This is a genomic window from Rudaea sp. (genome assembly GCF_057139185.1).
The window spans coordinates 179,816-204,615 of sequence record NZ_DBNHDN010000044.1 but is presented as its reverse complement, the minus strand read 5'-3'; the positions used below and the strand labels follow the sequence as shown (position 1 = coordinate 204,615).

The following is a 24,800-nucleotide window of genomic DNA, read 5'->3' as shown; positions in this document are numbered from 1 at the left end:
CGGCGTTCCGCCCGCGCGGCGGAACATCTTGGATGATCAGAATGTCAACCGCGCCCGCGCGTACCAGTACGCGCCGTTGAAGCCGATCGGCGAGATGATGTCGTAAGGCAGGTTGCCGAAGTAGTTGATGTCGTCGCTCGAACGCGTCGGATAGTTGTCGGTGAGGTTGACGCCGCCGACCGCGACCGAGAATGCCTGGGTGAATTTGTATTCGACCTCCGCGTCGAACTGCCATTTCGCGGAATAGGTCTGCGTCGGCGTGAAGCCGCCGCCAAAGTCGAACACGCGCGTCGTCGAACCCTGTCGCGTGGCGCGACCGAGCAGCGACCATTTCGAATCGGCCCAGCGCGCGGAGAGGATGCCGCGGTTGCGCGGCGCGGCGTTGGTCAGGATGTTGCGCGCCTGCAGGCCGAACAGCACGTTGTCGTTGCCGAGCGCGACCAGTTCGGCCGGCGTGTCGGCGATGCGTTCGATGTGCGTGTCGGCGTAGCTGTACGAACCGGTCAGGGTCAGTGTGCCGTCGTGCAGCGGCAAGCGGTAGTTGGCGACGAGGTCGGCGCCCTTCGTGCTCGTGTCGACCGCGTTGGTGAAGAAATTCACCGCCTGCACGCCGGGGATGCCGAAATGGGTTTCGATGAACTGGGTCAGTGCGTCGCCGCCGATCTGCTCGGACAGCACCACGCGATGGTCGATGTCGATCTTGTAGATGTCGAGCGACACATCGAACTTCTCGGCCGGCGTCGCGGTGAAGCCGATGCTGTAGTTGTGCGATTTCTCCGGCGTCAGCGTCGTTGCGCCGAGCGCGCGCGCGATCGGGTTGTCCACCGAGAGGATGCGCGAGTTGATCAGGTTGCCGGCATTGTCGTAGCCGGTCGCGGTCGACTCGAAACCGATCTGCGAAAGCGATGGCGCGCGGAAGTTCGTCGACACCGCGCCGCGCAGCGCGAATTCCGGCGTGATCTCCCAGCGCCCGCTGAGCTTGCCGTTGGTCGTGCTGCCGAAGTCGCCGTAGTGCTCGTAGCGAACGGCGGCGTCGACGAACAGCGCGTCGGCGAGGTTGCCGGACAACTCCGCGTACACGCCCTGTACGTTGCGCGACACGTCGGCCGTGTCCGCCGGAGTCAGGTTGGTGCCGGCCTGCGCGCCGATCGGCACGCCGGGTATCGGGCCGATCGCGTAGGACGCCGGATCGCCGGCGCGCGTCTGGAAATTTTCGTGGCGCAGTTCGCCGCCGAGCGCAAGAGTGTAGTCGCGACCGCCGAGGTTCACGCCGCGCGTCGCGTCGAAATTCGCCACGGTTTGCGCGAATTTGTATTCGCCGGTGTCGAACGCGGTTGGGCTGGCCGCGCCGAGCGAGGCGTTGAGCGAATTGCGCAGGCGGTAGTCGAAGTCGTTGGTGCCCCAGGTCAGGCTCGCGTCGTAGTCCCAGTCGCCGACATGCCCGCGCAGGCCGGCCGTGCCCTGCAGATCGTCGCTGCTGCCGAGGCCGACCGGGCGATAGCCGTCGGGATAGATCGACTTCACGTTGGCCGAATCGTCCGGATAGCGAAAGAAATTGTCGCCGGTCGAATGCCGGTGCGCGTAGGTGCCGAACGCGTACAGCGTCGCCGCGTCCGACAGCGGCAGTGCGCTGTTGAGCCAGCCGGAATAATTCTCGAGCTTGGGATCGCCCGCGGCGTAATTGACCTTGCCGAGCAGCTTGAGGTTGTCCGGTGTCGAATCGCCGGCGAAGTTGTCGAAGCCGGCGCGATTGGTCGCGTTGTGGTTGTTCAACTCGACGCCACCGCGCAGGAAGCCGCCGGCGCCCGCGCCGAGCGCGGTGCCGAATTTCGCGCTGAGATACGTGCTCTGGCCGTCGGTGATCGTGCGGTTCGTCGGCTCGAAATCGGTGTGGTAGGCGCCGTAGCTCGTGGTGATTTCTCCACCGTGCGGCGCGTCGTCGAGGATGATGTTGATCACGCCGCCGATCGCGTCGGAGCCGTATTGCGCGCCCGCACCGTCGCGCAGCACTTCGATGCGCTTGATCGCCGAGATCGGGATCGCGTTGAGATCGACCGGTGTCGTGCCGAGCCCGGTCGTCGATTCGGTCTGCACGAGCGCGGATGTGTGCACGCGCTTGCCGTTGATCAGCACAAGTACCTGATCCGGAGATAACCCGCGCAGTTGCGCCGAACGCACCATGTCGGCGCCGCCCGCATTCGACTGGCGCGGGAAATTGAGCGAAGGCAGCAAGGTCTGCAACGCCTGCCCGAGTTCGCCGTTGACCGCGCCGGCGGCTTTCAGATCGTCCGCGGTGACGACATCGATCGGCGAAGTCGAGTCGAGCACTGTGCGGTTGGGCGCGCGCGTGCCGGTGACGACGATCGTGTCGAGGTTTGCCGTCCGGGTGTCGGCGGCCTGCTGCGCGTGCGCGACGGGAGCGCAGACGAGCAGGACGGCGATCGCCGCGGACAGGCGGTGGCGCGGCAGGGAAGGGATTTTTGCTTTCATCGTCATTTCCACAAAGCGAAGGGGTGCGGTTGCGCGGCGGCGCGGAAACACCCAATACTAGGCAACTTGGCCTCGCTGCGAAACAGATGCCCATATGAAATTTTCCGCCGCGCTTATATTGTCGGTTCTCCTGCTTTCCGGCTGCGTGGCAACGCCACCCGCGACCAAGCCTGTGTCGAGCACGCTGGCCGGTGATGCCGCGCATCCGGCCACGACGACAAACTGGGTGCGCACCGAACTGTACTTCGGCGTCGGCGTCGTTTCCGATGCTGGCGAGGAAGCTGATGCCGCCGCGAACGCGAAGCGCTGGCATGATTTCCTCGACCGCGAGGTGACGCCGCGCTTTCCCGACGGCTTGAGCGTGTTCGACGTCTATGGTCAGTGGCGCACGCAAGGCCAGGCTCATATCGAGCGCCTGCATTCAAAAGTGATCATGCTGCTGCACGCGGATACACCGAAGCAGCGCGCCGACATCGACGCGATCCGCGCCGCATGGAAGAAGGAAACGGGCGACCTGTCCGTGCTGCGCGTCACCCAGCCGGCCGACGTGTCGTTCTGAGAGCCTGCCCCCAAAGCTACTGCGCTCGATATTTCGCATGCGTACGCTGCTCGGACTGCGAAGGCAGGATGCCGCAGCGAACATTCGCGGAGCGAATGGCCCCAAGGGAGAGCCGCCGATGCGGCGAATCATCCTCATGTACCCGACTGTACACTTCGGTTCCTGCGCTCCGTGCGCACGCGAACTGCCTTCGCTCGCTACGCTTTGAGAACAGATTCACGTGAACTCGACGAAACTGCGCATCACCTCCGGCGACGTCAACGGCTTCATCGGTCTCGTCGTCGACAACCTCTCGGTGCTCGCGTTCCTTTCCGGCGCGCTGATCGGCATCTTCCACTTTCCGGCCGAAGTCATCTTCGGCAAGATGTTTCCGGGCACTGCGCTCGGTGCACTGCTCGGCAACTTCGCCTACGCGCGCATGGCCTTGCGCAGCGGCCGCGCGGACGCCTGCGCGATGCCGCTCGGCATCGATGCGCCGACGACGATCGGCATGGGCCTGCTCGTGCTCGGCCCGGCCTTCCTCGCGTTCAAGCAGCAGGGCATGGACGAGATGACCGCGGCCGATGCGACGTGGAAACTCGGCATGGCCTCGCTCGTGGTCATGGGCGTGCTCAAAACCGTGCTCTCGTTTTTCGGCGGCTGGGTCATGCGTAACGTGCCGCGCGCGGGTTTGTTGGGATCCATCGCCGGCATCGCGCTCGTGCTGATGGGTTTCTTTCCGCTCGTCGATGTGCTGCGCGTGCCGATCGTCGGCTTCGCCTGCCTCGGCATCATTCTCTACGCGCTCGTCGCGCACGCACCGTTGCCGGGGCGCATTCCTGGCGTGCTGTTCTCGATCCTTGTCGGCGTCGTGCTCTACTACGCGCTCGGCCCCTTCGATCTGCTCGGTCCGGGCTTCCACGCGCCGAGCGCGCCGACGCTGCGCTTCAACCTGCCGTGGCCGAATCTCGGTTTCATCGAAGGATTGAAGTACACGCTGCCCTATCTCGCACTGATCCTGCCGTTCGGCCTGCTCATGGTCGTCGGCGGCATCAACGTCACCGAGAGCGCGCGCGCCGCGGGCGACGATTATCCGGTGCGCGACATCCTGCTGACCGAGGCGATCGCCACGCTCGTCGCCGGCGTCTGCGGCGGCGTCGCGCAGACCACGCCCTACATCGGCCAGCCCGCCTACCGCGCGATGGGCGGGCGCACCGGCTACACCTTCCTCACCGGCCTGTTCGTCGGCCTCGGCGGCGTATTCGGCTATCTCTCCAATCTGGTCGAGCTGATTCCGCTGGCCGTGCTCGCGCCGATCCTGATCTTCATCGCGATCCACATCACCATGCAGGCGTTCGAGGCGACCGAGCAGAAATACTTCGCCGCCGTCGTCATGGCGTTCTTCCCGGCTGTCGCGCGCATGGTCGCGATCAAGCTCGGCGATCCCTCGATCGTCGCGCCGGACCAGTTCGCCAAGGCGTACGCGAACGCCGACCATGGCCTGCCCGAGATGGCGGTGATCTTCATCCTCGGCAACGGCTTCATCATCACTTCGATGGTGTGGGCGAGTTTCGTCGTCGCCTTGATCGACGGCCGCCTGCGCCGCGCCGCCGCGACCCTGCTCGCCGGTGCCGCGCTGACCTTGTTCGGCATCATCCACTCGGTCGATCCGCTCGGCACGATCTACCTGCCGTGGACGCTTGCGCCCGCCGCGCGCGTACTGGTCTGGCAGTTCACGGTGGCGTATGTCGTGCTTGCGGGCGTGCTGATGTTGTTGTCATTGCGCAAGAACGGCGTGACGTAACGCGATTGCAGGATCATCAATTCACACGGGATCGAACTCGCCGGCGAAGTAGATTGCGTCAAGCGTGTCGTCTATCCAAGCCTTTTTCGTCATGACGTAGCCGAGTCTGTTCACGTAGTGAATCCCCGGAGACGCATACCAAGTACCGTCGTCTCCAATTCCGGATTCGACAATCGTCCAAACGAAGTTGATTGGCTTGTCTTGGATATGTTCGAAGCAAAAGAGATCTTCGCTCTCGTGCTTGTAGACGCCCCTTTGCGAAAATGGCTTGTACGCCTGCGTATCACTCACCGGAATCTTGAACGAAGGCGGGAATCCCATCAGCCTCGCACACTCGCGCAGCGTGAGCCGGCGCGGACGCTTGCGCACGGCGCTTTCATCTGTGACGAGAAATATCCTTCGTCATCGCCGCCGCAGTCGCGTGAACTCGGAAAACTCCCACTGGCGGAACGCGAACAGCGCGGTGCAGCCGTCCTTGGCGTCGAGCGGCAGGCGCGCGTCGCGGTGGGCGAGGTCCTCGAATTCCTGCGCCACGCGTTCGATCGCGGCTTTGATGTGCGCGCGTGAGGCCGTCGACAGCATGCCGCCGATCAGGCGCAGTTCGTCGAGCGGGCCGTCGAAGCGCGCGCGCAGGAATTCGGGCGCGACGCGGGCGAGGAAAAACTCGTGCACCGGGCCGTCCTTGCGCCAGGCGAAGTTGCGCGCGGTGAGCTTGCCGACGCGCCGCGGCGGGCGGAAGTTGACGATGCGCAGCGCATCGAGCTTGAGCAACGCCGAAGTCAGCGTGTTGTCGTCGAAGTCGAAGGTCGCGGTGATCTCACCCCACTTCCAGTCGTTGGCCAGCAGGTAGGCGACGAGCAGCAACTGCGGGTTGCGCACCAGCGCGCGCTCCTGTGCTTCGCTGAGCTGGGTGAGCAGGCTCTTCGCCGGCGGCGCCTGCAGCAGGTCGGTAAGCGACACGTCGAGCGCGGCACAGATCGCATCGAGCCGACTCAGCGAGAAGTCGCCGCGTGACAGGTCGCGCTTCACCGTCGGCTCGCTGATGCCGATCTTGGCGGCGAGCTGACGATAGGTCATGCCGCGTTCGCGCAGCGTTGCGCGGATCGATTGCAGCAGGGTTGCGCTCGTGCTCATGGCCGGGACCGGAAAAGTATCAAGAGATGATACCCGACGAACCGCATCGTGCGCGGTACGCGTCGCGATTTGCAGCGGGACGGGTCTTGCATCGACTTTGTTCGCCATCGTCGAGCGCACATCCCATGAAACTGCGCGTCTGCATCCTGCCACTGGTGCTTCTGTATCCGCTGTACGGCGGCGTGATGTACGCCAAGCAGCAATCGATCCTGTTTCCTGCGGCGTCAGGCGAACGTCACGCACTCGGCGTTGGGCTTCCGTCGGGCGCGCATCTGGTCGAATTGCCCGCATCGTTCGGCAAGGTGCGCGCGGTGTACTGGCCGGCGCCGGCAGGCGTGCAAACCCACACCGCGATTCTCTACCTGCACGGCAATTTCGAGCGCGTGGAAAATTCGTTCGCGGCGATGCCGCCGCTCGTCCGTGCCGGCGTGTCGGTGCTCCAGCTCGAATATCCGGGCTACGGCGGCGCCGACGGCGAGCCGAACTATGCGCAACTTCGCGAAAGCGCCGAACTCGCCTACGACTGGCTGGCGCGCGAGCCCGGTGTCGACGTTCAACGCATCGTCGCGATGGGCTATTCGATCGGCGGCGGCGTCGCCGGCGAGTTGACGCGGCGCCGTCCGCTGTGCGCGCTGGTGCTGCTGTCGACCTACACCTCGCTGAAGGACATCGCGCACCGTTACCTGCTGCCGGGTTTCCTGCTGCGCTATCCCTTCGACACGCTGGCGCGCGTGCGGGAATTTTCCGAACCGGTTTACGTCGAGCACGGCCGCGGGGACAGGATCATCCCGTTCGCGATGGGGCAGCGTCTCGGCGCGGCATCGAAACGCGGCGAGTTCGTCGCATTGGATCGCGGCCACGAGATCGATCGCGGCCTGTTCGCCGGGCGCCTTCCGGCGTGGCTTGCGGCGCAAGGTCTGCTGGATTCCCCATCATCCGACAACGAGGAGATGCGCAATGCGCGCAAGGTCGAATAGTTCGTTGCTGTGGAAGTTCGCCGTGGCAGCGGCAATGCTTGCGTTTGCCGGCTGCGCGACGTTGTTCCGCCCGCAGCAGGAACATCGCGCCGCGAGCGTCGTCGACTATCTCTATCCGAACGCGAGCGAAGCGCCGCAACTGCAGCCGGGCACGACGACACTGCGACCGCCGGTGCGCGTCGGCATCGCCTTCGTGCCGGGCGGGCAGTGGGATGCAGGCGCGTCCGAGCAGGCCCGGCGCTTGCTGCTCGAGCGCGTCAAGGCAGTGTTCGCGCATTATCCGTACATCGGCAATATCGAGGTGATTCCGTCGAACTACCTGCACGCGCGCGGCGGCTTCGACAACCTCGATCAGGTCGCGCGTCTGTTCAACATCGAGATCATCGCGCTGCTGTCGTACGACCAGGTGCAGTTCAACGACACGCGCGCGGCGGCGATGCTGTACTGGACCATCGTCGGCGCCTACGTGATCCGCGGCGACAAGTACGACGTGCAGACGCTCGTCGATGCGTCGGTGTTCGACGTCGCGAGTCGCAAGCTGCTGTTCCGCGCGCCGGGTTCGAGCCGCGTGAAAGGCAGCGGCACGCTCGCGAGTTTCAGCGAACGCGCGCGCCACGCGCAGGACGAGAGCTACACGAAGGCCGTCGAGGATCTGATTCCGCAGTTGAAGACGGCGATGGACGATTTCCGCGAACGCTCGAAGCACGATGCGCAGGTGAAGATCGAGAACAGGGCCGGCTACAGCGGCGGCGGTGACGCGGGCTGGATCGGGCTGCTCGGTGCCTGTGTTCTGGCTGCGCTTGCATTCACGCAGCGGCGACATGCGTAGGTTGCCGCTGCTCGCGCTTGCGCTGCCGGCGATCGGCATCGCGCTTGCGCTGGTGCCGGAGCCGCTGCGCCTGGCGATGGAATACGACCACGATGCGCTCGCCGCGGGCGAGTGGTGGCGCGCGTGGAGCGGCCACGTCGTGCACTTTTCCGCGCGCCATGCCGGCGTGGATTTGATCGCCGCGTTTGCACTCGCCGCAGCCATCGAGATGCGCAGCGGGCGGCGCCTGCTCGCCGCGATGCTGCTGTGTCTGCCGCCGTTGCTGTCGCTTTCGCTGAACTTCGGCGCGCCGGGGCTTGCCACCTATCGCGGTGCGTCCGGCTTATGTGCCGCATTCGGCGCGGCTCTGGGTCTGTTGCTGTGGCAGGAGTCCGCCGCGACGCGTGCGCCGCTGATTGCATTGGCCGGCATCTTCGCGTTGAAGACACTGTGCGAAGCAACCGGCTTCGTCGCGAATGCGTCCGGTCTTTCTGGCGCGGTGCGCGTCGTCTGGCAGGCGCACGCTTTCGGCGCGGTTTTCGGACTCGGCGCGTCCGTGCTGCGCTTCCGGTGCATCGATCGCGCTTCGTTGCCGGCTACCCGGGCGGCCTGATCGATTCACGAAAATCGTGATGCGCCGTTGTCGCCGCGCTTGCTAGCGTAGCTCGCGCCGATGGTCGATCCGACGCGCGGTTGCCGGAATGCCGCGCCAACGCTCAAGGAGTCCGTCATGACGGTGCTTGCCTTGGTTTCCGCACCTGCATTTCCGCACGGCGATCAGTTGCCGGCCCTGAGTTGGCGGCGCATTTCGGCATGGTCGGGAAGTTTCTCACTGCATCTCGCGCTGGCGCTGTCGCTGCTGATTCCCCCCGTGGCGATGCAGCTGCAGCGCATCAGCAATGCTACCCGCAGCGAGCCGCCGATCTGGCTGAGGCCGCCCGAGCAGATCAAGCCCGAACTCGCGTTGCCGCAGCCGCCGGTGAAGGTCAAGAAAACCCCGCCGCCGGTACCACGGATCACGATCACCGCGCCGATTGCCCAACCCGTGCCGATGCAGCCGGCGACATCGGTCGTTTCGATCGTCGCGCCTGCGGATGGGCCAGCGCCGACCGTGTCCTCCGGCAGCGACGCGGCAGACGCCGCGCCGACCGCTTTGACCTACGGTACGCAGACGCGGATCCCGTATCCGCCCATCGCGCTGCGCAACCGCATCGAAGGCACGGTGATTCTGCGCGTACTCGTCGGCGAGGACGGCGAGGTCAAGGAAATCGAGGTCGACAAGTCCAGCGGCTCGCGCGATCTCGACCGCGCCGCGCGCGAGGCGGTGATGAAATGGAAGTTCAAGCCCGGCATGCGCGGCGGCGTTGCCTGTGCCGGCCGGGCGCGCGTGCCGGTCAGTTTCACGTTGCCGCTATAGCATCGGTCATTCCGGCAATGCATGCCGGGATGACCAGTGGACTTTGTTTGCTGGTCAGATCGATACCGCGTCGAGCATGGCCTGTTGCCGCGCGACATGGTAGAGACTGCCGCTGACCTCGACGAAGCTCTGATAGCGGTGGAGGTCGCCGCCGTAGACGTGCAGCGACAGCGCGGGCTGGTGTGCGGAAAGATTGCGGCAGCGGTGCACGTAGGCCGGATCGATGAATACGGCTGCGTCGCCGGAACCGAGCATCAGCGTGCGATGCGGTTGCAGCGTGGGTTGCTCCGCGTCACCGTCACTGAAGTATTCCTCGACCTGCAGGGCGCCGTCGAGCACGAGTTCGATGCCCCACAGTCCGGCATGGTCGTGCAGCGGCGTGACGTAGCCTGCGGGCCAGGCGATCAGCAGCATCGTGTACGAACGATCGGGCGCTGCGGCGATGAGTTGGCGGCGGTAGCGCGGCGCGTGCGCGTCGGAAAAGAATGAGGCGGCACGAGGGCAACCTTCGGCCCAGACCAGCGAGGTCAGTGCGCCGCGCAGTTCGCTGACGTCTTTCGGCGCGATCTCGCCGCCGAGGCCGTCGGTGACTTCGCGCAGCGCGCGGCTCCAACTGGCCGCGATTGCGATTTGAGGATGGGACATGAGGGAATCCACGGTCGATTCGAGTGTCGCCATTCGACCATGCCCGGCGTTAGCGCGGCGCTAATTTGGCGTACAAATTCCATTGCGCGCGCGCAGGGGCCGTGGCGTTGGGTGCAAGGCGCAAATGCCCCGTCTGCGCGGGCGATGCGCGAGCGGTTTCGCCTTGCCGCCGGGTCGGCGGGGAAGTGGCCCGTCCGCCACACGCGTCGCGTGTCGCCGCTGTCGCGGACGGTCCGATTTCCCGCAGCCAAACCCGATCAGCATGCGCGCCGGGCGCGGATCAATGCGGAACAGTACCTGACCTTTCTTTACCTGCGCACCTTCGGCGAATTGCGCCGACTCGATGAAGCCGCCGACGCGCGGCTGGATCTGCACCGTGGTGACCGGTTCGTGCCGGCCGGTGAACTCCTCGCAGTCGCGCAGCGGCCTGGCCACGACCTCGGCGACGCTGACCGTGGGCGCGGGCGCCATGGCCTAGGACTGCGAACAGCCTGCCAGCGCCGCCGCGGTGAGCACGGTCAGAACGATGCCGGTCTTGACGAATTTCGGGTACTGCATGGCAGTCTCCTTTTATTCTTGCGGGCTGAACCGGCCGTGATCCCTGCTGCGCGGCGCCTTGACTTGAGTACCGGCCTGCACGAAGCTGCCACAACGTGTGTTACTGGTTAGTAACGTTTGAATATATTACTTACCGGTCACTAACCCCTCAACAGGAGTTTGTGCCATGTCCGCGAAATCAACCGCTGCCGCGGTTTCGGTGGCGAGCGAGGTGCCGGCGCGCGGCGAAAAGCCGCGCGTGCGCGACCGCATCCGCGATTCCGCCGCCGACCTGTTCTATCGCCACGGCATCCGCGGCGTCTGCGTCGACGCGATCGTCGAGGACGCCGGCACCAACAAGATGAGTTTCTATCGCGCATTCCCGTCAAAGGACGATCTGGTCGCCGAATACCTCAGGGACCAGGAGCGCGGCTACTGGCAATGGTGGGACGAGGCCGTCGCGCCGCACGCGGGCAATGCGCGCCGCCAGGTCGAGGTGCTGATGCAGGCCGTGGTCGATCTGGCCAAAGCCAGGTCGAAATCCGACTGCTGTCGCTCGAGCCGCGGCTGTGCGCTCGGCAATGCCGCGGTCGAAATCCCCGAGGACAACGACAGGCTCAACGCGATCGTGCACGACTACAAGGCCGAGATCCGCCGTCGCCTGCGCAGGTATGCGCGCGAGATGGGCGCGCGCGAGCCCGATTCGCTCGGTGATGCGCTGATGCTGCTGCTCGAAGGCGGCTACTACACGCGCCTGACCTTCCCGAACAATTCCGGCCCGGTCACTTCGATCGCGAAGGCGGCGCGCGCGTTGATCGAGGCGCACTTGAGCTGAACACGGATCCCTTTGCTGTCATTCCCGCCAGAAAACGCGGGAATGACGAGTCGCGGCGTTACGCCACTTCCGCTTTCTCGACGAAGCTGGGATCAGCCAGCTCGCGCTGCAGCGTCGCAGCATCGAGTTCGCCTTCCCACTTCGACACGACGATCGTCGCCACGCCGTTGCCGATGAAGTTGGTCAGCGCGCGACACTCGCTCATGAAGCGGTCGATGCCGAGGATCAGCGCCATGCCCGCGACCGGAATGCTCGGCACCACGGCCAGCGTCGCCGCGAGCGTGATGAAGCCCGCACCGGTGACGCCCGACGCACCCTTGCTGGTCAGCATCGCCACGCCGAGCAGGGCCAGTTCCTGGCTCCAGCTCAGGTCGATGTCGAGCGCCTGCGCGATGAACAGCGAAGCCATCGTCATGTAGATGTTGGTGCCGTCGAGATTGAACGAATAACCCGACGGTACGACGAGGCCGACCACCGATTTCGAGCAGCCGAGGCGCTCGAGCTTTTCCATCAGCGGCACCAGCGCGCTTTCCGACGAACTCGTGCCGAGCACGATCAGCAGCTCGGACTTGATGTAGTTGAGGAAGCGCAGGATCGAGAAGCCGGTGAAATGCGCGACCAGGCCGAGCACGACGACGACGAACAGCGCTGCGGTGACGTAAAACAGGCCGACAAGCTGGGCCATGTTGACGATCGTGCCGATGCCGTACTTGCCGATCGTGAAGGCCATCGCGCCGAACGCGCCGAGTGGCGCGACCTTCATGACGAGGTTGATCATGCCGAACAGCACCTTCGAGCAGACCTCGAAGAAACGGTACACGGTCTGACCGGTTTCGCCGAGGCGCGAGAGGACGAAGCCGAACAGGATCGCGATCAGCAGCACCTGAAGCAGGTCGCCGTTCGCCGTGAATGCGTCGAGGAAGGTTTTCGGCACGATGTGCAGGATGAACTCGGCCGTGGATTGCTCGCTCGCCGCCCTGGCGTAGTTCGCGATCGCCTTCGCATCGAGTGTGGCCGGGTCGATGTGCAGGCCTTGTCCGGGCTTGACCACCTTCATCACGAACAGACCCACCGCGAGCGCGATGGTCGAGACGACCTCGAAATACAGCAGCGCCTTGCCGCCGACGCGGCCGACTTTCTTCATGTCGTTCATGCCGGCAATGCCGAGCACGACGGTGAGGAAGATCACCGGCGAGATCAGCATCTTGACCAGCCCGATGAACAGGTCGCCGAGCCACTTCAGCGAGGACGCCTTGAATGCGACGCCGGCGATGACCGGATTCGCATCGCCGAACAGCCAGCCGAGCAGGCCGCCGAGGAAGATGCCGACCAGTACCCAGAAATACAGATGGCGAGTGAAGCCTTTCATGTCAGAAACTGTCCTCAAAGCTGCTACGCTCGACAATCTGCGCGCCGGTGGCGCGAGGGCAGGTTCTTCGCTCCCGACGGCGGCCGCGCCGAGCGGCCGGCATGCCCTGTGCGAGCATCACGAAAGTCGCATTCCGGTGTCAATAATGCTTTCTGGTGATGTGGCGCCGCTCGAACTTATGGCGCGGCGCAATCGCCATCGAGCTCGGCGTGATAGTAGCCGCCGTCGCGGCGGACGCGGATGGGAGCGCCGTATTGCGCGCTCAGCGTCGCCGAGCGCAATACATCGTCCTTGGGACCTTGTGCGAACACGCGGCCGTCGCGCAGCAGGATCACGTGGTCGATTTCCGGGAGAATCTCTTCCAGATGATGGGTGACGAGCACCACCGTCGTGCCGCCGCGGGCGAGCCCGCGCAGGCTTTCGAGCAGGGTGCGCTGGGCGACGAAGTCGAGGCCCGTCGTGGGCTCGTCGAGCAGCAACGCGCCGGGATCATGCACAAGCGCGCGCGCGATCAGCACGCGGCGCGCCTCGCCGGTCGACAGCGTGGCAAAACGCCGGTGTGCCAGATGCGCGGCGCCGAGCCGTTCGAGTGCGCCGTGCGCGACCGCGCGCATGGTGTCCGTCACCCGATGATTGAACGACAGCACGTGGCTGGCGAAGAAACCCGAAATCACCGCGTCGAGTCCATCGACGAGGTCCTCGCCGATCAGACGTTGCTGCAGATCACCCGAAACGATACCGAGGTGCTTGCGCAGTTCGAACACGTCCCAGCGTGCGCGGCCGAGGATGCGCATTGCGGCTTTGCCGTCGTCGCGCGCGAGCGGGTAGTCGTCGCGATGGATCATGCGCACGAGCGTCGACTTGCCCGCGCCGTTCGGCCCGACGATCGCGGTGTGCTGGCCGGGTTCGATGCGCAGCGTGAGGCCGTGCAGGATTTCGTTCTCGCCGCGCATCAGGCGCGCGTCGTCGAGTTCGAGCAGCGGCGGTTGGGCGGGAGCGACAATTCCGCGTCTTTCGATCAAGGCGCCGCTCCTTGCGGCAGTGCGAACGCCACGATGTAGTCGCCGCGGTCGGGTGATTGGCGTGCCCCGCCTGCGGCGATCACGACGAACTGGCGCCCCGATTGTGGTGAGACATACGTCATCGGAGTGGCCTGCGCGCCGACCGGCAGGCGGCCTTTCCACAACTCCTTGCCGGTCGCGCCGTCGATCGCGCGCAGGTAGTAGTCGTAAGTTCCCGCGAAGAACACCAGACCTGACGCGGTAGCCATCGGGCCACCCATGACCGGCATGCCGATGGCGAACGGCAGCTTCGCCTTGAAGCCGAACGGCAGCACGGTGTCGGCAACCGTTCCCATCGGCTTCTGCCAGAGGATTTTCCGGTTCTTCAAATCCACTGCGGTGAGCTGGCCGTAGGGCGGAGCATGGCATGGCACGCCGAGCGGCGACATGAACATGCCCTTGCGATAGCCGAATGGCGTGCCCGCCATCACGTGCAGGCCGTCGTGCCCGCCCGGCGCGTTGGGGTCGTCCGCTACGGCGCGCGGAATGTACTGGCCCCACAATGGCATGCGCATGCTGCCGGCATAGAGAATGTCGTTCTGCTGATCGACGGCCGCGCTACCCCAATTGAATCCTCCATAGTTGCCGGGGAACTGCAGGTTGACCTGCTGCTCGCTGGCCAGGGTGAACTCGCCGTCGTAGCGCATGCGCCTGAACTGTATGCGGCAATACAGTTGATCGAAGAACGTGGCGCCCCACATGGATTTTTCGCTGAGCGGCTCGTTGCCGATTTGCGGCATGCCGACCGAGAAGGGCTGCGTTGGTGAAACCCGATCGCCCTTGACGACGTTCGTCGGTGCGGGTTTTTCCACGACCTCTGCGATCGGTTGTCCGGTTGCGCGATCGAGCGCGAAAATCTGCCCGCGCTTGGTCAACTGCACGACTGCCGGAACCATCCTGCCGCTTGCATCGGGCATGTCCACGAGCGCCGGCTGCGAGGGCACGTCGTAGTCCCACAGATCATGGTGCGTCGTCTGGAAATGCCATTGCACCTTGCCGGTATTCATGTCGATGGCGACCACGCTGGAACCGAATTCGTCGCTTCCCGGCCGACGGAAGCCGCCGAAAAAGTCCGGCGTCTGGCCGCCCATCGGCAGGAACGCCCAATCGAGTTTCGCGTCGTAGGCCGGCGTCGACCACATGTTCGGCGTGGTGCGCGAATACGTCTCGCCGGGCGGCGGCAGCAAAGTGATGTTCGGATTGTCCGGGTCCCACGCCCACAGCAATTCGCCCGTATCCGCGCTGAACGCCCGGATCACGCCGGAAGGCTCGTCGACGGAAGCACCGTCCTGCACCCAGCCGCCGACAAGAACGCGATTGCCGATGACGGTGTTCTCCGATGTCGTCATGTAATAGAACGGCTGCACCAGCCCCATGCCGACTTTCAAATCCACGCTGCCGTTGTTGCCGAAGCCCGAGCATGGCTGGCCGGTCGCGCTGTCGAGCGCGATCAGGCGCGCATCGGTGGTACCGAGGAACAGGCGCTGTGCGCAGGTGGGCGCGCTCGCCGCGGCTTGCGCCGTCGCGTTCTCGGGGTGCGCTTGCGCGAACTCCCTGGCGTCGTAGTACGCCACGCCGCGACAACGGTTCCACAGCTTGCTGTCCGGCTCCCTGGAATCGAAGCGCCAGCGCTCCTTGCCGCTGTCGGCGTCGAGCGAAAACACCTTGCCGTAAGGCGTGCAGACGTAGACGTTGTCGCCGATCTGCGTCGGCGTGGTTTGGTCTTCGGCACCCTTGCCGGCGACATCGCCGGTACGGAAGGTCCAGGCGACCTGCAGTTTGTCGACGTTGCCCTTGTTGATCTGATCGAATGGCGCGAAGCGGTGGCCGTCAAGCGTGCGACCGTAGTACTGCCAGCGCTCGTTGCGTTGCGCCTGCGCGTCGGCAACGGGCACGGCCGCCAGTTGCCGCGTGCCTTCGATCACACCGTGCTCGGAAAACATCTGCGCGAAACCCACGGCGCCGGCGATGGCCAGTACAATCGCCATCAGCCAGCTCGTGGCGCGAGCCGACGGGCGGAATGTCGGCGCGATCAACGCGGCGACCAGCGCCAGCGCTATCCACGGTGCGAGTCGCGGCACCAGCGGCCAGAACTGCGCACCGACTTCCCAGTACGCCCAGATCAGCGTGCCGACGAAGCCGAGAGCGAACAACCAAATTCCGGCGAAACGACGTCGATATGTCAACACGCCCGAAACGACGAGCAGCGCACCCGCAATCAGGTAATACCAGGAGCCGCCCAGCTTGGCGAGCATCACGCCGCCTGCGAACAAGACAAGACCGATGAGGACAAGGACGATCGCATACAGCGATGCGAACCAGCCCCCCGCATTGCGTTTTACCGAGCCGTTCATTGGCGTCTCCGGATGATCAACATCTTGGCATTGGCAAGCAACGAGGCATCATCGCAGAAAATTGCACGACGACAAGAAGCATACTCAGCGCCGCCGCTCGATGCCGAGCGGCAGCGTGGCGATGCGCCGGTATTCGTCCGTGTCGAAACGCCGCGGATGCGCAAGCCAGTCCTCGATCATCGGCGTGGCGTCGTTGCCCCAGAACATTTCGTTGCCGACCTTGAGCGCGGGCACGCCGAACACGCCCGCGGCAATCGCGCCGTCGGTGTTCGCGCGCAGCGTGTTCTTCACTTGCGCATCGTTGATCGCGGATTCGACGTCACCGATGCCGAGCGCATGGCCGACTTCGGCGAGTTCCGCGGCCGTCGCGCCCGGTCTTCCGTCGCGCCAGAGGTGATGGAAAATCGCCTCGATGGCCGCCCACGTCGTGCCTGCGGCGATGCACAGCCGCAGCGCGGCGAGCGGGTTGAACGGATGCTGCGGCGGAAAGCGCAGCACCGCGCCGGTGTGTTCCGCCTGCCATAGCACGAAGCGATACATGAACTCGCGCTTGCCCGGAATTTCCGCGGGGCCGAGCTGGCCGCAATGTTTCAGCACCGCGCCGAGCGCGATCGGCTTCGGCGTGATGTCGAGCCGGTCGCGCCATTGCAGCACTTTCGCCAGTTGCAGGTAGGAAAACGGCGAGACGAAATCGAAATACCAGGATGCTTTCGTGACTGTCATCGTGAATTACGCATACGGCCCGAGGAACCGTTCACCGTTGAAGTGGATGAGATGGTCGGGTGCGTCGGCACTCCAGACGTCCGTTTCCCAGGCTATATCGCCGAGATATTTCGCCATATTTTTGCGCGTGGGAAAGGCTGTAACGAAAACCAGCCCGGGACGTGCCGCTGAAAACAGGCGTTTGAGTTCTTCGTGGCGCTTGGCATCGACAGGGCCGTGGCTTGTAACTGCTTCACAGAGCAGTAGCCAATCGCGTGCAGTATCGTGAATCACGACATCCGGCATCTTGCCGTGGCTGTCGAGCTTCACGTTCAGTGCTGCAAGCGCCGTGCTATCCAGAAATCCTCTTTTGTCGCCGGTGTCACCGGCATAGATCAACGTCGATCCGGGCGCGAAGCGCGGTGCGAATTGCTCCACGATGCCCCGGATCAGTTCGGAGTGCGCGCCTGGCGAGAGTCGTATCGTTTGCGAGTCGCCAATCCTCACCGGAATGCCTGCCAGTTTGCGTGGCTTTGCATATTTGCTGGCAAGGCTTGCGTTGCGGTCGAGAAAGTCGGTCAGACTACGCTGCCATTGCCGGCCATTGAAGCTGCGCACGAGACTCAAGGCTTCCGGACTGATCTGGTACACGGCTTTGGGTGAATTCACGGCGCGGCCCGGATCGTCTGGATTGTAGAGCGCTATTCCGGCATCGCAGAATTGGTGCATGGTCTGGCGCCGAATCGTTTCGCGCGTGTTCGGTGCGTAGGGCTTGTCCATGTAGTGCACGGCTGCAAACTCCATGATCGGCGTGATGCCGACAAGCGGTGCGCTGGCATTCTCCCAGGCGGTTCGCGGTTTCAGGTTGCACAATGCAAGCAGGCAGATCGCCGAACGCGCGTTCAATTGAGCGCGCGGCAGCCCCAGTGCCGTCAATATCCGCAGCGCTTCTTTAATTTTCTTGGCCATTTGCCAATGCTTCCAATTGCGCGATCGATGGGTACTTCAGCCGGCGCAGATCGGTGGCGTTGACCTGCGTATGACCCGAAAACGTGCGGAAGTAATCGTCCACTTCCTGCGAATTCAGGTAGGCGCACAGACCTATTGCGAGTCGCTCCGGCAAGCCGCGCTTGTCGCGATGAAATACGTTCAAGTGATTCTCGAAGCCAATGCGGTTGGCGGACAATGCATCGGCAGGCAGCATGTGCGCGACGATGCGGCGCTTTTCTTCTTTCGATGTGAATCGGCGTGTCACGACGTAGCAACCGTTCGGCATCAGCCACGATTGCGTTTGCGAATTCGCATCGATCGCGTTGGGCTTGCGCCCTTCGCGCGGCCACGCGAAGCCGCCATTGAAATGGGTTGCATAGAGCAGCGGCACGCTGCCTTCCTGTGGTTGCTGCCGCAAATGTTCGCGCAAACGGAAATCGACTACCGGACCGGTGCAGACGTCGATGCCGAGCTCGCGCAGCGGAATGCCGTTGAGTACCGCCATGCGCTGCGTGTGTGCCGCGGGCACGTGGATGAAAAGCTCATCGTCGCCGGGTGTGACGATTTCATCGAAAGACACGCGACGTTCGCGCAAATCGGCAAAGCGGTCGTCGGTCGAGGACGAGACTGTCACGTCGCCTTGCATTCCGCCCGCGACCATTTTTAGGATCACGTTTTCCTGCAGCACCTTGTCGTCGGCAAATGCCGAGTCGCGACGCTCGAACAAGTGTATGTGGATCAAGGCCACGCGATCGAGCAACCAGTAACGAAATGATTTGAAATAGGGTCCGTTCATGAACGAACGCGGCACGATCGCCACGATTTGCGCACCACGCACGCATTGCGCGATGGCGCACGCCAGGAAAGCAGAATAGAGATTCGACGTCGCCAAGCCCAACTTCGATACCAGCCTGCGCTCGCGCGAGTCGGCCGAGATTTTCCGATACGGTGGATTGGCGATGGCATGCGTGTAACGCGGCTGTTCCGATGCTTGTGTCCACCGCACGCTGGATTCGATGAAGTCGAGCGAGAGTATCTGCGCATCGACATTGCGCAGCGCCCGCAGCGTCTCCTGCAAGCCCGCATGGTAATGAGGGTCGATCTCGAAACAGGACGCATGGAGGCGTCGTCGGCCTGCGCAATGCGCGAACGCCGCAGTCAACGAACCGATGCCCGCACCGGGGTCGAGGAGTTCGATCGGCTCATCGCCGAAATCGAACAGCGAAGCCATGAATCGCGCCACCGATTGCGGCGTGAAGAATTGCCCGAATGCCGCGCGATGATCTTCTTCCACAGCCCGCGTGGCGTTGCGCCGTCGTGTTTCGATATCGGCAACTTGCGTGATTTCCATGTTGGACGATTTTACCCTGCAAGCATTCTCAAATGTCGAGACGACATCAGTGCAGCGTCTTGAAGATCGCCGGATCGAACGCATCGACGGCGATCACCTCGTTGCGCGCCGCTTCGGCGTCCTGCAGCAGATCGTATTCGGCCTGGCTGATGACGCCGGCCTTCAAACCCATCTCGTCGAGCATGTAACCCGGTGCGCGGTCGAGCGTGCCGGCGCGCACCGCATCGCGCAGCTTGGTCTCGACCGGGATTGCGCGCACGGCCTTGTCGAGTGCGGCTTCGAGCGTGCCCAGGCCGGGTTCGCTCGGTGGCGGGATGAACACGTCGCCGGTCAGCGTCGCGCGTGCTTCGCGGTCCTCGAGGATGTCGCGCGCGACGCGCGCGCCGAGCTTGTCCGAGGGCGGGCGGAAGCGCGCGCCGAGCGGGAAGATGGCCAGCTTGAGCATCCACGCGGCAGCGCGCGTGGGAAGGTTTTCGATCACACCGAGCAAGGCTTCCTGGACCTTGTACAGCGAATATTCCGCGCACCACGAGACGAGGTTGAGATTCGCTGTCGTCTTCGCCTCGTCCGCGTAGCGCTTGAGCGCGGCGGAGGCGAGATAGAGATAGGCGAGCGCATCGGCGAGGCGGCCGGAGATTTTCTCGCGGCGCTTGAGCGAGCCGCCGAGCGTGCCCATCGCGATGTCCGAAGCGAACTCGAACGCCGCGCTGAAGCGCGACAGATGCTGGTAGTAGCGTCGCGTGTCCTGCACATTCGGCGCTGCGGCGAGACGGCTGCCGCTGAGCGCGCACAGCTTGGCGCGGGCGACGTTGCGGAACACGAGATTGATGTGGCCGAATAGCGCCGTATCGAACGCGGCAAGATCGTTGGCGGCGACCGCACCGATTTCCTTCTGCACGAACGGATGGCAGCGGATCGCGCCCTGGCCGTAGATGATCATCGAGCGCGTGAGGATGTTCGCGCCTTCGACGGTGATGCCGATCGGCACCGCGTCCCATGCGCGCGCGAGCGAATTGCGCGGCCCGCGCTGGATCGCGCTGCCGGCGCGGATGTCCATCGCATCGGTGACGACCTCGCGCATGCTCTCGGTGAGGTACGCCTTGGCGATCGCCGAGAGCACGGCGGGTTTCTCGCCCGCATCGAGCGCGCCGCAGGTGAGGGTGCGCGTCGCGGTCATCATGTAGGTCTTCGCAGCGATGCGCGCAAGCGGCTCCTCGATGCCCTCGAAGCGGCCGATCGGGGTGTCGAACTGCTCGCGCACGGTCGCGTAGGCGCCGCAGATGCGCGTCATCATCTGCGCCGCGCCGACGCTGAGCGCGGGCAGCGAGATCGAGCGACCGGCGGCGAGGCATTCCATCAGCATGCGCCAGCCCTGGCCGATGCCGGCGCGGCCGCCGATGACGTTGTCGAGCGGGATGAACACGTCGTTGCCGACGATCGGCCCGTTCATGAACGGCACGCCCATCGGGTCGTGGCGCAGACCGATCTCGATGCCGGGCAGGTTGCGGGGGATCAGCGCGCAGGTGATGCCGAGGTCATCCTCGCTGCCGAGCAGATGGTCGGGATCCTTGATGCGGAAGGCGAGACCGATCAGCGTCGCCACCGGCGCGAGCGTGATGTAGCGCTTCTTCCATTGCAGGCGCAGGCCGAGAATTTCTTTTCCATCGACGATGCGCTTCTCGACCACGCCGGTCGACTGCGTCGCCGCTGCGTCGGAGCCGGCTTCGGGGCCGGTCAGGCCAAAGCACGGGATTTCCTCGCCGCGCGCGAGGCGCGGCAGGTAGTAGTTCTTCTGCGCATCGGTGCCGTAGTGCAGCAGCAGTTCGCCCGGGCCGAGCGAATTCGGCACCATGACCGTCACCGCTGCGGCCACGGAGCGCGAGGAGATTCGCGTCACCACGCGCGAGTGTGCGATCGCCGAAAAACCGTGGCCGCCGTACTCCTTCGGGATGATCATGCCGAAGAACCCGTTCTTCTTGATGAACTCCCAGACCTCGGGCGGCAGGTCGCGCAGCTGGTTGATCTGCCAGTCGTCGAGCATCGCGCAAAGCTGCTCGACCGGGCCGTCGAGAAACGCCTGCTCGTCGACATCCAGCGGCTGCGGCTTGAAATCGAGCAGCTTGTTCCAGTCGGGCTTGCCCGAGAACAGCTCCGCATCCCACCACACCGTGCCCGCGTCGAGCGCGATGCGCTCGGTTTCGCCGAGCCGCGGCAGCACCCTGGCGAAGATCGGCATGATCCAGCGTGTGACCAGTGCGCGGCGGATTGCGGGAATGCCGAAGACGATGGCAAGCGCGGTCAGCGCGAGCGCCGTGGTTTCGAACAGCAGTGGCGCCGCAATGCCGGTGATGCGCCAGCCGACCAGACAGATGCCGGCGGCGACGACCCAGGCGAGGAAGCCGCGGCCGAGGAAGAGCAACGCGCTCAGCGCGATCACGGCCAGAAGCAGGGTAACGAGCATCGCAGACTCCCGGTATTCGGACGGATACGTACGACGCATCATCCTTCGCGGCCGGCAAAAAGCAAAGCTGCGCCGCCGCGCGGCGGCTGCGCACGGCGCGCGTAACGGATAAACTTGCCGGCGATGCCCAAACGACCTGCCATCCCGCCGATGTGCCGTCATCGGCAACTCCAGCGGAACAAAAAATGAAAGACAAGAAAGACATCGTGGAAAACTGGCTGCCGCGCTACACCGGCACGCCGCTCGATCAGTTCGGCGAGTACATCCTGCTGACCAATTTCGGCAACTACGTCGACCTGTTCGCGCAATGGAACGGGGTCGAGGTGCAAGGTCGCGATCGGCCGATGCCGAACGCTACCGCCGACGGCATCACCTTGATCAACTTCGGCATGGGTTCGCCGAACGCGGCCACGGTGATGGACCTGCTCAGCGCGATCGCGCCGAAGGCCGCGCTGTTCCTCGGCAAATGCGGCGGCCTGAAGAAGAAGAACCAGCTCGGCGATCTGGTCCTGCCGATCGCGGCGATCCGTGGCGAAGGCACCTCGAACGACTATTTGCCGCCGATCGTGCCGGCGCTGCCCGCGTTCCAGCTGCAACGCGGCGTATCGACGATGATCCGCGACCTCGGCCACGACTATTGGACCGGCACCGTGTACACGACCAACCGCCGTGTCTGGGAACACGACGAGGAGTTCAAGAACCTTTTGCGCCGCACGCGCAGCATGGCCGTGGACATGGAAACCGCGACGATCTTCGCCGCCGGCTTCGCCAACCACATCCCGACCGGCGCGCTGCTGCTCGTCTCCGACCAGCCGATGATTCCCGAGGGTGTGAAGACCGAGGCCAGCGACAAGTCGATCACGGCGAACTATGTCGAGAAGCACATCAAGGTCGGCATCGAGGCGTTGAAGCTCGTGCGCCGCCACGGTCGCAGCGTCAAGCACCTGCGCTTCGAGGCTGACGAGGAGTATCACGACGACCTCGGCGGCCAGCACGAGTTATAGTCGAAAAGCGATTTTTGACGCAGATAAGAGCGGATGAACACGGATAAGAGCGGATAAACACGGATAAGAGCGGATAAAGCATCAAATACTGAATCCGCTCTTATCGGCTCGGATCCGCTTTGATCTGCGTTAAGCGCTTTTCCCCATTTGAAGATGTGGCGCCCATGCGATCGAAGCATTTCGACAACCCATCCATGCGCAGGCACCACGAACGCCACGTCGGTGAACGCGTCGGCTGGCTGCGCGCGGCGGTGCTCGGCGCGAACGACGGGATTCTTTCCACGGCCGGCCTCGTCATCGGCGTTGCCAGCGCCGATGCCACGCGCGGCAGCGTGCTGGTCGCCGGCGTCGCCGGGCTCGTCGCCGGTGCGCTGTCGATGGCAACCGGGGAATACGTCTCGGTTTCCTCGCAGAGCGATGCGGAAAACGCGGAGCGCGATCTGGAACGGCACGAGCTGGCCACCGACGCGCACGGCGAGCGCGAAGAACTGGTCAACATCTACGTTGGTCGCGGCCTCGACCGTCCGCTCGCCGAGCAGGTAGCCGACCAGCTGACCGCGCACGACGCGCTCGGTACGCATCTGCGCGACGAACTCGGGTTGACCGAGCAGCAGCGTGCACGCCCGTTGCAGGCGGCGTCGGCTTCGGCGCTGGCGTTCTCGGTCGGCGCGGCGTTGCCGCTGGTCGCCGTGTTGCTTTCCGCGCCCGCGCACATGGCCCTGACCGTGGCCCTGGCCTCGCTGGTTTCGCTTGCCGTGCTCGGCGCGATCGCCGCACGCACCGGCGGCGCGCCGATGTTGCCGGGCGCACTGCGCGTGTTGGCCTGGAGCACCCTGGCGATGGTTGCCACGGCGGCGATAGGCCATCTGTTCGGCGTCGACACGTAGCCACGCCCGCACCCGAAATTCATCTTGTTCCTTCTGCTAGGCTGCACCGATGAATCCGATCCATCCGTTGCATATCGTCGTCCTCGCCGCGGGCGAGGGCAAACGCATGAAGTCCGCGCGCGCCAAGGTGCTGCTGCCGCTTGCCGGCCGACCGATGCTCGCGCATGTGCTCGACACCGCGCGCGCGCTGCATCCCGAGAAGATCCACGTCGTCTACGGCCATCGCGGCGAACAGGTGTTGGCCGCGTTCGCCGGCCAGACCGACCTTGCCTGGGTGCATCAGGCCGAGCAGAACGGCACCGGCCATGCGATGCAACTCGCGATCGCGGGCATTCCCGACGCAGCGCGCGTGCTCGTGCTCTACGGCGACGTGCCGCTGATCCGCGCGGTAACCCTGCAACCTTTGGTCGAGGCGCAGGCCGCGCTCGTCGTGCTCGCCGCAGACCTGCCCGATCCGGCTGGCTACGGGCGTATCCTGCTCGATGCCGCGCAACGCGTGCTGGGCATCGTCGAGGAGAAGGACGCGACATCGGCGCAACGCACGGTTCGCACCATCAACACCGGCGTGCTCGCCGCTGCTGCGGCGCGTCTGCGCGGCTGGCTCGCGCGGCTCGACAACAAGAACGCGCAGGGCGAGTTCTACCTCACCGACGTGTTCGCGCTCGCCGCGGCCGACGACGCTTCGGCGCTGGCGATCCTGTCGACCGACCCGAACGCGATCGCCGGCGCGAACGACGCATGGCAGCTGGCCCAGCTCGAGCGCCGCTATCAGCAACGCGCGGCGCGCAACCTCTGCGCGCAGGGCGTGCGCCTCGCCGACCCGGCGCGCTTCGATCTGCGCGGCAGCGTGAGCGCCGGCCGCGATGTCGAGATCGACGTCGACGTCGTCCTCGAGGGCGCAGTCGCGCTCGGCGACGAAGTGCGCATCGGCGCGTTCTGCCGGATCCGCAATTGCACGCTCGCCGCCGGCACCGTCGTGCAGGCACACAGCGACCTGGACGGCGTCGTCACGCACGGCGCCTGCATCATCGGTCCGTTCGCGCGCTTGCGCCCCGGTACCGAGATTGCCGCCGACGCGCACGTCGGCAACTTCGTCGAAGTCAAGAACGCGAGCATCGGCGCCGGCTCGAAGGCCAATCACCTGAGCTACATCGGCGACGCGACGATCGGTGCGCGGGTCAACGTCGGTGCCGGCACGATCACCTGCAACTACGACGGCGTGAACAAGTTCCGCACCGTGATCGAGGACGGCGCGTTCATCGGTTCGAACAGCGCGCTGGTTGCGCCGGTGACGATAGGCAAGGATGCGACGATAGGCGCGGGCTCGACGATCGGCACGAATGCGCCGGACGGCGAACTGACCGTCGCACGCGCGCGGCAGACGACGGTGCGCGGCTGGAAGCGCCCGCAAAAGGCGCCGAAGTAATCGCGCATCG

23 protein-coding genes are annotated in these 24,800 nt (G+C 64.8%); 11 read left to right on the top strand and 12 right to left on the bottom strand.

Annotated features, from left to right (window positions below):
• Nucleotides 1-36 precede the first annotated feature (36 nt).
• Nucleotides 37-2,469 (bottom strand): TonB-dependent receptor plug domain-containing protein, encoded by a 2,433-nt coding sequence (locus AC16HO_RS15330; RefSeq protein ID WP_395641662.1) that lies wholly within the window; start codon nt 2,467-2,469, stop codon nt 37-39.
• A gap of 115 nt (nt 2,470-2,584) precedes the next feature.
• On the opposite strand from AC16HO_RS15330, the gene AC16HO_RS15325 reads away from it, so the two are divergent.
• Together AC16HO_RS15325 and AC16HO_RS15320 are read left to right on the top strand one after the other, a co-directional pair.
• Complete coding sequence (locus tag AC16HO_RS15325) at nt 2,585-3,049, top strand: DUF3574 domain-containing protein (RefSeq protein ID WP_395641362.1); 465 nt, start codon at nt 2,585-2,587, stop codon at nt 3,047-3,049.
• A 220-nt stretch (nt 3,050-3,269) separates the two neighbouring features.
• Nucleotides 3,270-4,832: a hypothetical protein gene (locus AC16HO_RS15320; RefSeq protein ID WP_395641363.1), complete on the top strand. Its 1,563-nt coding sequence runs from the start codon at nt 3,270-3,272 to the stop codon at nt 4,830-4,832.
• 21 nt (nt 4,833-4,853) lie between these two features.
• Here the strand turns inward: AC16HO_RS15320 and AC16HO_RS15315 are convergent, their stop codons facing one another.
• Nucleotides 4,854-5,201, bottom strand: coding sequence for a DNA cytosine methyltransferase (locus tag AC16HO_RS15315; protein ID WP_395641364.1), 348 nt, complete (start codon nt 5,199-5,201; stop codon nt 4,854-4,856).
• Nucleotides 5,202-5,234: 33 nt separating this feature from the next.
• Nucleotides 5,235-5,966 (bottom strand): helix-turn-helix domain-containing protein, encoded by a 732-nt coding sequence (locus AC16HO_RS15310; protein WP_395641365.1) that lies wholly within the window; start codon nt 5,964-5,966, stop codon nt 5,235-5,237.
• A 125-nt stretch (nt 5,967-6,091) separates the two neighbouring features.
• Here AC16HO_RS15310 and AC16HO_RS15305 point away from each other — a divergent pair, with 125 nt between their 5' ends.
• From AC16HO_RS15305 to AC16HO_RS15290, 4 genes are all read left to right on the top strand, one after another.
• On the top strand, nt 6,092-6,943 hold the full coding sequence (locus tag AC16HO_RS15305) for an alpha/beta hydrolase (protein ID WP_395641366.1): 852 nt from the start codon (nt 6,092-6,094) through the stop codon (nt 6,941-6,943).
• Nucleotides 6,924-7,772, top strand: a complete 849-nt coding sequence (gene rhlP / locus AC16HO_RS15300) for a rhombotarget lipoprotein (RefSeq protein WP_395641367.1) — start codon at nt 6,924-6,926, stop codon at nt 7,770-7,772. The genes AC16HO_RS15305 and rhlP overlap by 20 nt, the downstream gene beginning before the upstream one ends.
• Nucleotides 7,765-8,364, top strand: a complete 600-nt coding sequence (gene rrtA, locus AC16HO_RS15295; protein WP_395641368.1) for a rhombosortase — start codon at nt 7,765-7,767, stop codon at nt 8,362-8,364. Before rhlP ends, rrtA begins: the two co-directional genes overlap by 8 nt.
• A gap of 117 nt (nt 8,365-8,481) precedes the next feature.
• Nucleotides 8,482-9,168 (top strand): energy transducer TonB, encoded by a 687-nt coding sequence (locus tag AC16HO_RS15290; protein WP_395641369.1) that lies wholly within the window; start codon nt 8,482-8,484, stop codon nt 9,166-9,168.
• A gap of 54 nt (nt 9,169-9,222) precedes the next feature.
• Here the strand turns inward: AC16HO_RS15290 and AC16HO_RS15285 are convergent, their stop codons facing one another.
• Both AC16HO_RS15285 and AC16HO_RS15280 read right to left on the bottom strand, forming a co-directional pair.
• On the bottom strand, nt 9,223-9,813 hold the full coding sequence (locus tag AC16HO_RS15285) for a cysteine dioxygenase (RefSeq protein WP_395641370.1): 591 nt from the start codon (nt 9,811-9,813) through the stop codon (nt 9,223-9,225).
• 60 nt (nt 9,814-9,873) lie between these two features.
• Complete coding sequence (locus tag AC16HO_RS15280; RefSeq protein ID WP_395641371.1) at nt 9,874-10,284, bottom strand: biotin/lipoyl-binding protein; 411 nt, start codon at nt 10,282-10,284, stop codon at nt 9,874-9,876.
• Between the two features lie 253 nt (nt 10,285-10,537).
• On the opposite strand from AC16HO_RS15280, the gene AC16HO_RS15275 reads away from it, so the two are divergent.
• The gene (locus AC16HO_RS15275; RefSeq protein ID WP_395641372.1) at nt 10,538-11,185 is read left to right on the top strand and encodes a TetR/AcrR family transcriptional regulator; all 648 of its coding nucleotides are present in this window, start codon (nt 10,538-10,540) and stop codon (nt 11,183-11,185) included.
• A 58-nt stretch (nt 11,186-11,243) separates the two neighbouring features.
• On the opposite strand, the gene AC16HO_RS15270 is transcribed toward AC16HO_RS15275, so the two are convergent.
• The 6 genes from AC16HO_RS15270 to AC16HO_RS15245 form a co-directional block, all read right to left on the bottom strand.
• Nucleotides 11,244-12,554: a dicarboxylate/amino acid:cation symporter gene (locus AC16HO_RS15270; protein ID WP_395641373.1), complete on the bottom strand. Its 1,311-nt coding sequence runs from the start codon at nt 12,552-12,554 to the stop codon at nt 11,244-11,246.
• Nucleotides 12,555-12,730: 176 nt separating this feature from the next.
• Nucleotides 12,731-13,507 carry an ABC transporter ATP-binding protein gene (locus AC16HO_RS15265; RefSeq protein ID WP_395641663.1) on the bottom strand — a complete coding sequence of 259 codons (777 nt, stop codon included), beginning with the start codon at nt 13,505-13,507 and terminating at the stop codon, nt 12,731-12,733.
• Nucleotides 13,508-13,572: 65 nt separating this feature from the next.
• The gene (locus tag AC16HO_RS15260; protein WP_395641374.1) at nt 13,573-15,969 is read right to left on the bottom strand and encodes a membrane-bound PQQ-dependent dehydrogenase, glucose/quinate/shikimate family; all 2,397 of its coding nucleotides are present in this window, start codon (nt 15,967-15,969) and stop codon (nt 13,573-13,575) included.
• 84 nt (nt 15,970-16,053) lie between these two features.
• The gene (locus tag AC16HO_RS15255; RefSeq protein WP_395641375.1) at nt 16,054-16,692 is read right to left on the bottom strand and encodes a 2-hydroxychromene-2-carboxylate isomerase; all 639 of its coding nucleotides are present in this window, start codon (nt 16,690-16,692) and stop codon (nt 16,054-16,056) included.
• Nucleotides 16,693-16,698: 6 nt separating this feature from the next.
• Nucleotides 16,699-17,640 carry a BsuBI/PstI family type II restriction endonuclease gene (locus AC16HO_RS15250; RefSeq protein WP_395641376.1) on the bottom strand — a complete coding sequence of 314 codons (942 nt, stop codon included), beginning with the start codon at nt 17,638-17,640 and terminating at the stop codon, nt 16,699-16,701.
• Nucleotides 17,624-18,739, bottom strand: coding sequence for an Eco57I restriction-modification methylase domain-containing protein (locus tag AC16HO_RS15245; RefSeq protein WP_395641377.1), 1,116 nt, complete (start codon nt 18,737-18,739; stop codon nt 17,624-17,626). The genes AC16HO_RS15250 and AC16HO_RS15245 overlap by 17 nt, the downstream gene beginning before the upstream one ends.
• Before the next feature lie 12 nt (nt 18,740-18,751).
• On the opposite strand from AC16HO_RS15245, the gene AC16HO_RS15240 reads away from it, so the two are divergent.
• Nucleotides 18,752-19,075 (top strand): hypothetical protein, encoded by a 324-nt coding sequence (locus AC16HO_RS15240; protein WP_395641378.1) that lies wholly within the window; start codon nt 18,752-18,754, stop codon nt 19,073-19,075.
• On the opposite strand, the gene AC16HO_RS15235 is transcribed toward AC16HO_RS15240, so the two are convergent.
• Nucleotides 19,059-21,473, bottom strand: a complete 2,415-nt coding sequence (locus tag AC16HO_RS15235) for an acyl-CoA dehydrogenase (RefSeq protein WP_395641379.1) — start codon at nt 21,471-21,473, stop codon at nt 19,059-19,061. The genes AC16HO_RS15240 and AC16HO_RS15235 overlap by 17 nt on opposite strands.
• Nucleotides 21,474-21,658: 185 nt before the next feature.
• On the opposite strand from AC16HO_RS15235, the gene AC16HO_RS15230 reads away from it, so the two are divergent.
• The 3 genes from AC16HO_RS15230 (at nt 21,659) to glmU (ending at nt 24,790) form a co-directional block, all read left to right on the top strand.
• Complete coding sequence (locus tag AC16HO_RS15230; protein WP_395641380.1) at nt 21,659-22,477, top strand: AMP nucleosidase; 819 nt, start codon at nt 21,659-21,661, stop codon at nt 22,475-22,477.
• 194 nt (nt 22,478-22,671) lie between these two features.
• Nucleotides 22,672-23,364 carry a VIT1/CCC1 transporter family protein gene (locus AC16HO_RS15225; protein ID WP_395641664.1) on the top strand — a complete coding sequence of 231 codons (693 nt, stop codon included), beginning with the start codon at nt 22,672-22,674 and terminating at the stop codon, nt 23,362-23,364.
• 49 nt (nt 23,365-23,413) lie between these two features.
• Nucleotides 23,414-24,790 carry a bifunctional UDP-N-acetylglucosamine diphosphorylase/glucosamine-1-phosphate N-acetyltransferase GlmU gene (glmU, locus tag AC16HO_RS15220; RefSeq protein WP_395641381.1) on the top strand — a complete coding sequence of 459 codons (1,377 nt, stop codon included), beginning with the start codon at nt 23,414-23,416 and terminating at the stop codon, nt 24,788-24,790.
• Nucleotides 24,791-24,800: the final 10 nt, after the last annotated feature.

Bases quoted from the DNA above. Each gene is read 5' to 3' on its own strand.
- AC16HO_RS15235 (WP_395641379.1), bottom strand. From the start codon at position 21,473: ATGCTCGTTACCCTGCTTCTGGCCGTGATCGCGCTGAGCGCGTTGCTC.
- AC16HO_RS15290 (WP_395641369.1), top strand. From the start codon at position 8,482: ATGACGGTGCTTGCCTTGGTTTCCGCACCTGCATTTCCGCACGGCGAT.
- AC16HO_RS15285 (WP_395641370.1), bottom strand. From the start codon at position 9,813: ATGTCCCATCCTCAAATCGCAATCGCGGCCAGTTGGAGCCGCGCGCTG.
- rhlP (WP_395641367.1), top strand. From the start codon at position 6,924: ATGCGCGCAAGGTCGAATAGTTCGTTGCTGTGGAAGTTCGCCGTGGCA.
- AC16HO_RS15225 (WP_395641664.1), top strand. From the start codon at position 22,672: ATGCGCAGGCACCACGAACGCCACGTCGGTGAACGCGTCGGCTGGCTG.
- glmU (WP_395641381.1), top strand. From the start codon at position 23,414: ATGAATCCGATCCATCCGTTGCATATCGTCGTCCTCGCCGCGGGCGAG.
- AC16HO_RS15255 (WP_395641375.1), bottom strand. From the start codon at position 16,692: ATGACAGTCACGAAAGCATCCTGGTATTTCGATTTCGTCTCGCCGTTT.
- AC16HO_RS15230 (WP_395641380.1), top strand. From the start codon at position 21,659: ATGAAAGACAAGAAAGACATCGTGGAAAACTGGCTGCCGCGCTACACC.
- AC16HO_RS15305 (WP_395641366.1), top strand. From the start codon at position 6,092: ATGAAACTGCGCGTCTGCATCCTGCCACTGGTGCTTCTGTATCCGCTG.
- AC16HO_RS15275 (WP_395641372.1), top strand. From the start codon at position 10,538: ATGTCCGCGAAATCAACCGCTGCCGCGGTTTCGGTGGCGAGCGAGGTG.
- AC16HO_RS15280 (WP_395641371.1), bottom strand. From the start codon at position 10,284: ATGGCGCCCGCGCCCACGGTCAGCGTCGCCGAGGTCGTGGCCAGGCCG.
- AC16HO_RS15240 (WP_395641378.1), top strand. From the start codon at position 18,752: ATGAGGGTCGATCTCGAAACAGGACGCATGGAGGCGTCGTCGGCCTGC.
- AC16HO_RS15265 (WP_395641663.1), bottom strand. From the start codon at position 13,507: ATGCGCGGCGAGAACGAAATCCTGCACGGCCTCACGCTGCGCATCGAA.
- AC16HO_RS15310 (WP_395641365.1), bottom strand. From the start codon at position 5,966: ATGAGCACGAGCGCAACCCTGCTGCAATCGATCCGCGCAACGCTGCGC.
- AC16HO_RS15270 (WP_395641373.1), bottom strand. From the start codon at position 12,554: ATGAAAGGCTTCACTCGCCATCTGTATTTCTGGGTACTGGTCGGCATC.
- AC16HO_RS15325 (WP_395641362.1), top strand. From the start codon at position 2,585: ATGAAATTTTCCGCCGCGCTTATATTGTCGGTTCTCCTGCTTTCCGGC.
- AC16HO_RS15260 (WP_395641374.1), bottom strand. From the start codon at position 15,969: ATGAACGGCTCGGTAAAACGCAATGCGGGGGGCTGGTTCGCATCGCTG.
- AC16HO_RS15250 (WP_395641376.1), bottom strand. From the start codon at position 17,640: ATGGCCAAGAAAATTAAAGAAGCGCTGCGGATATTGACGGCACTGGGG.
- rrtA (WP_395641368.1), top strand. From the start codon at position 7,765: ATGCGTAGGTTGCCGCTGCTCGCGCTTGCGCTGCCGGCGATCGGCATC.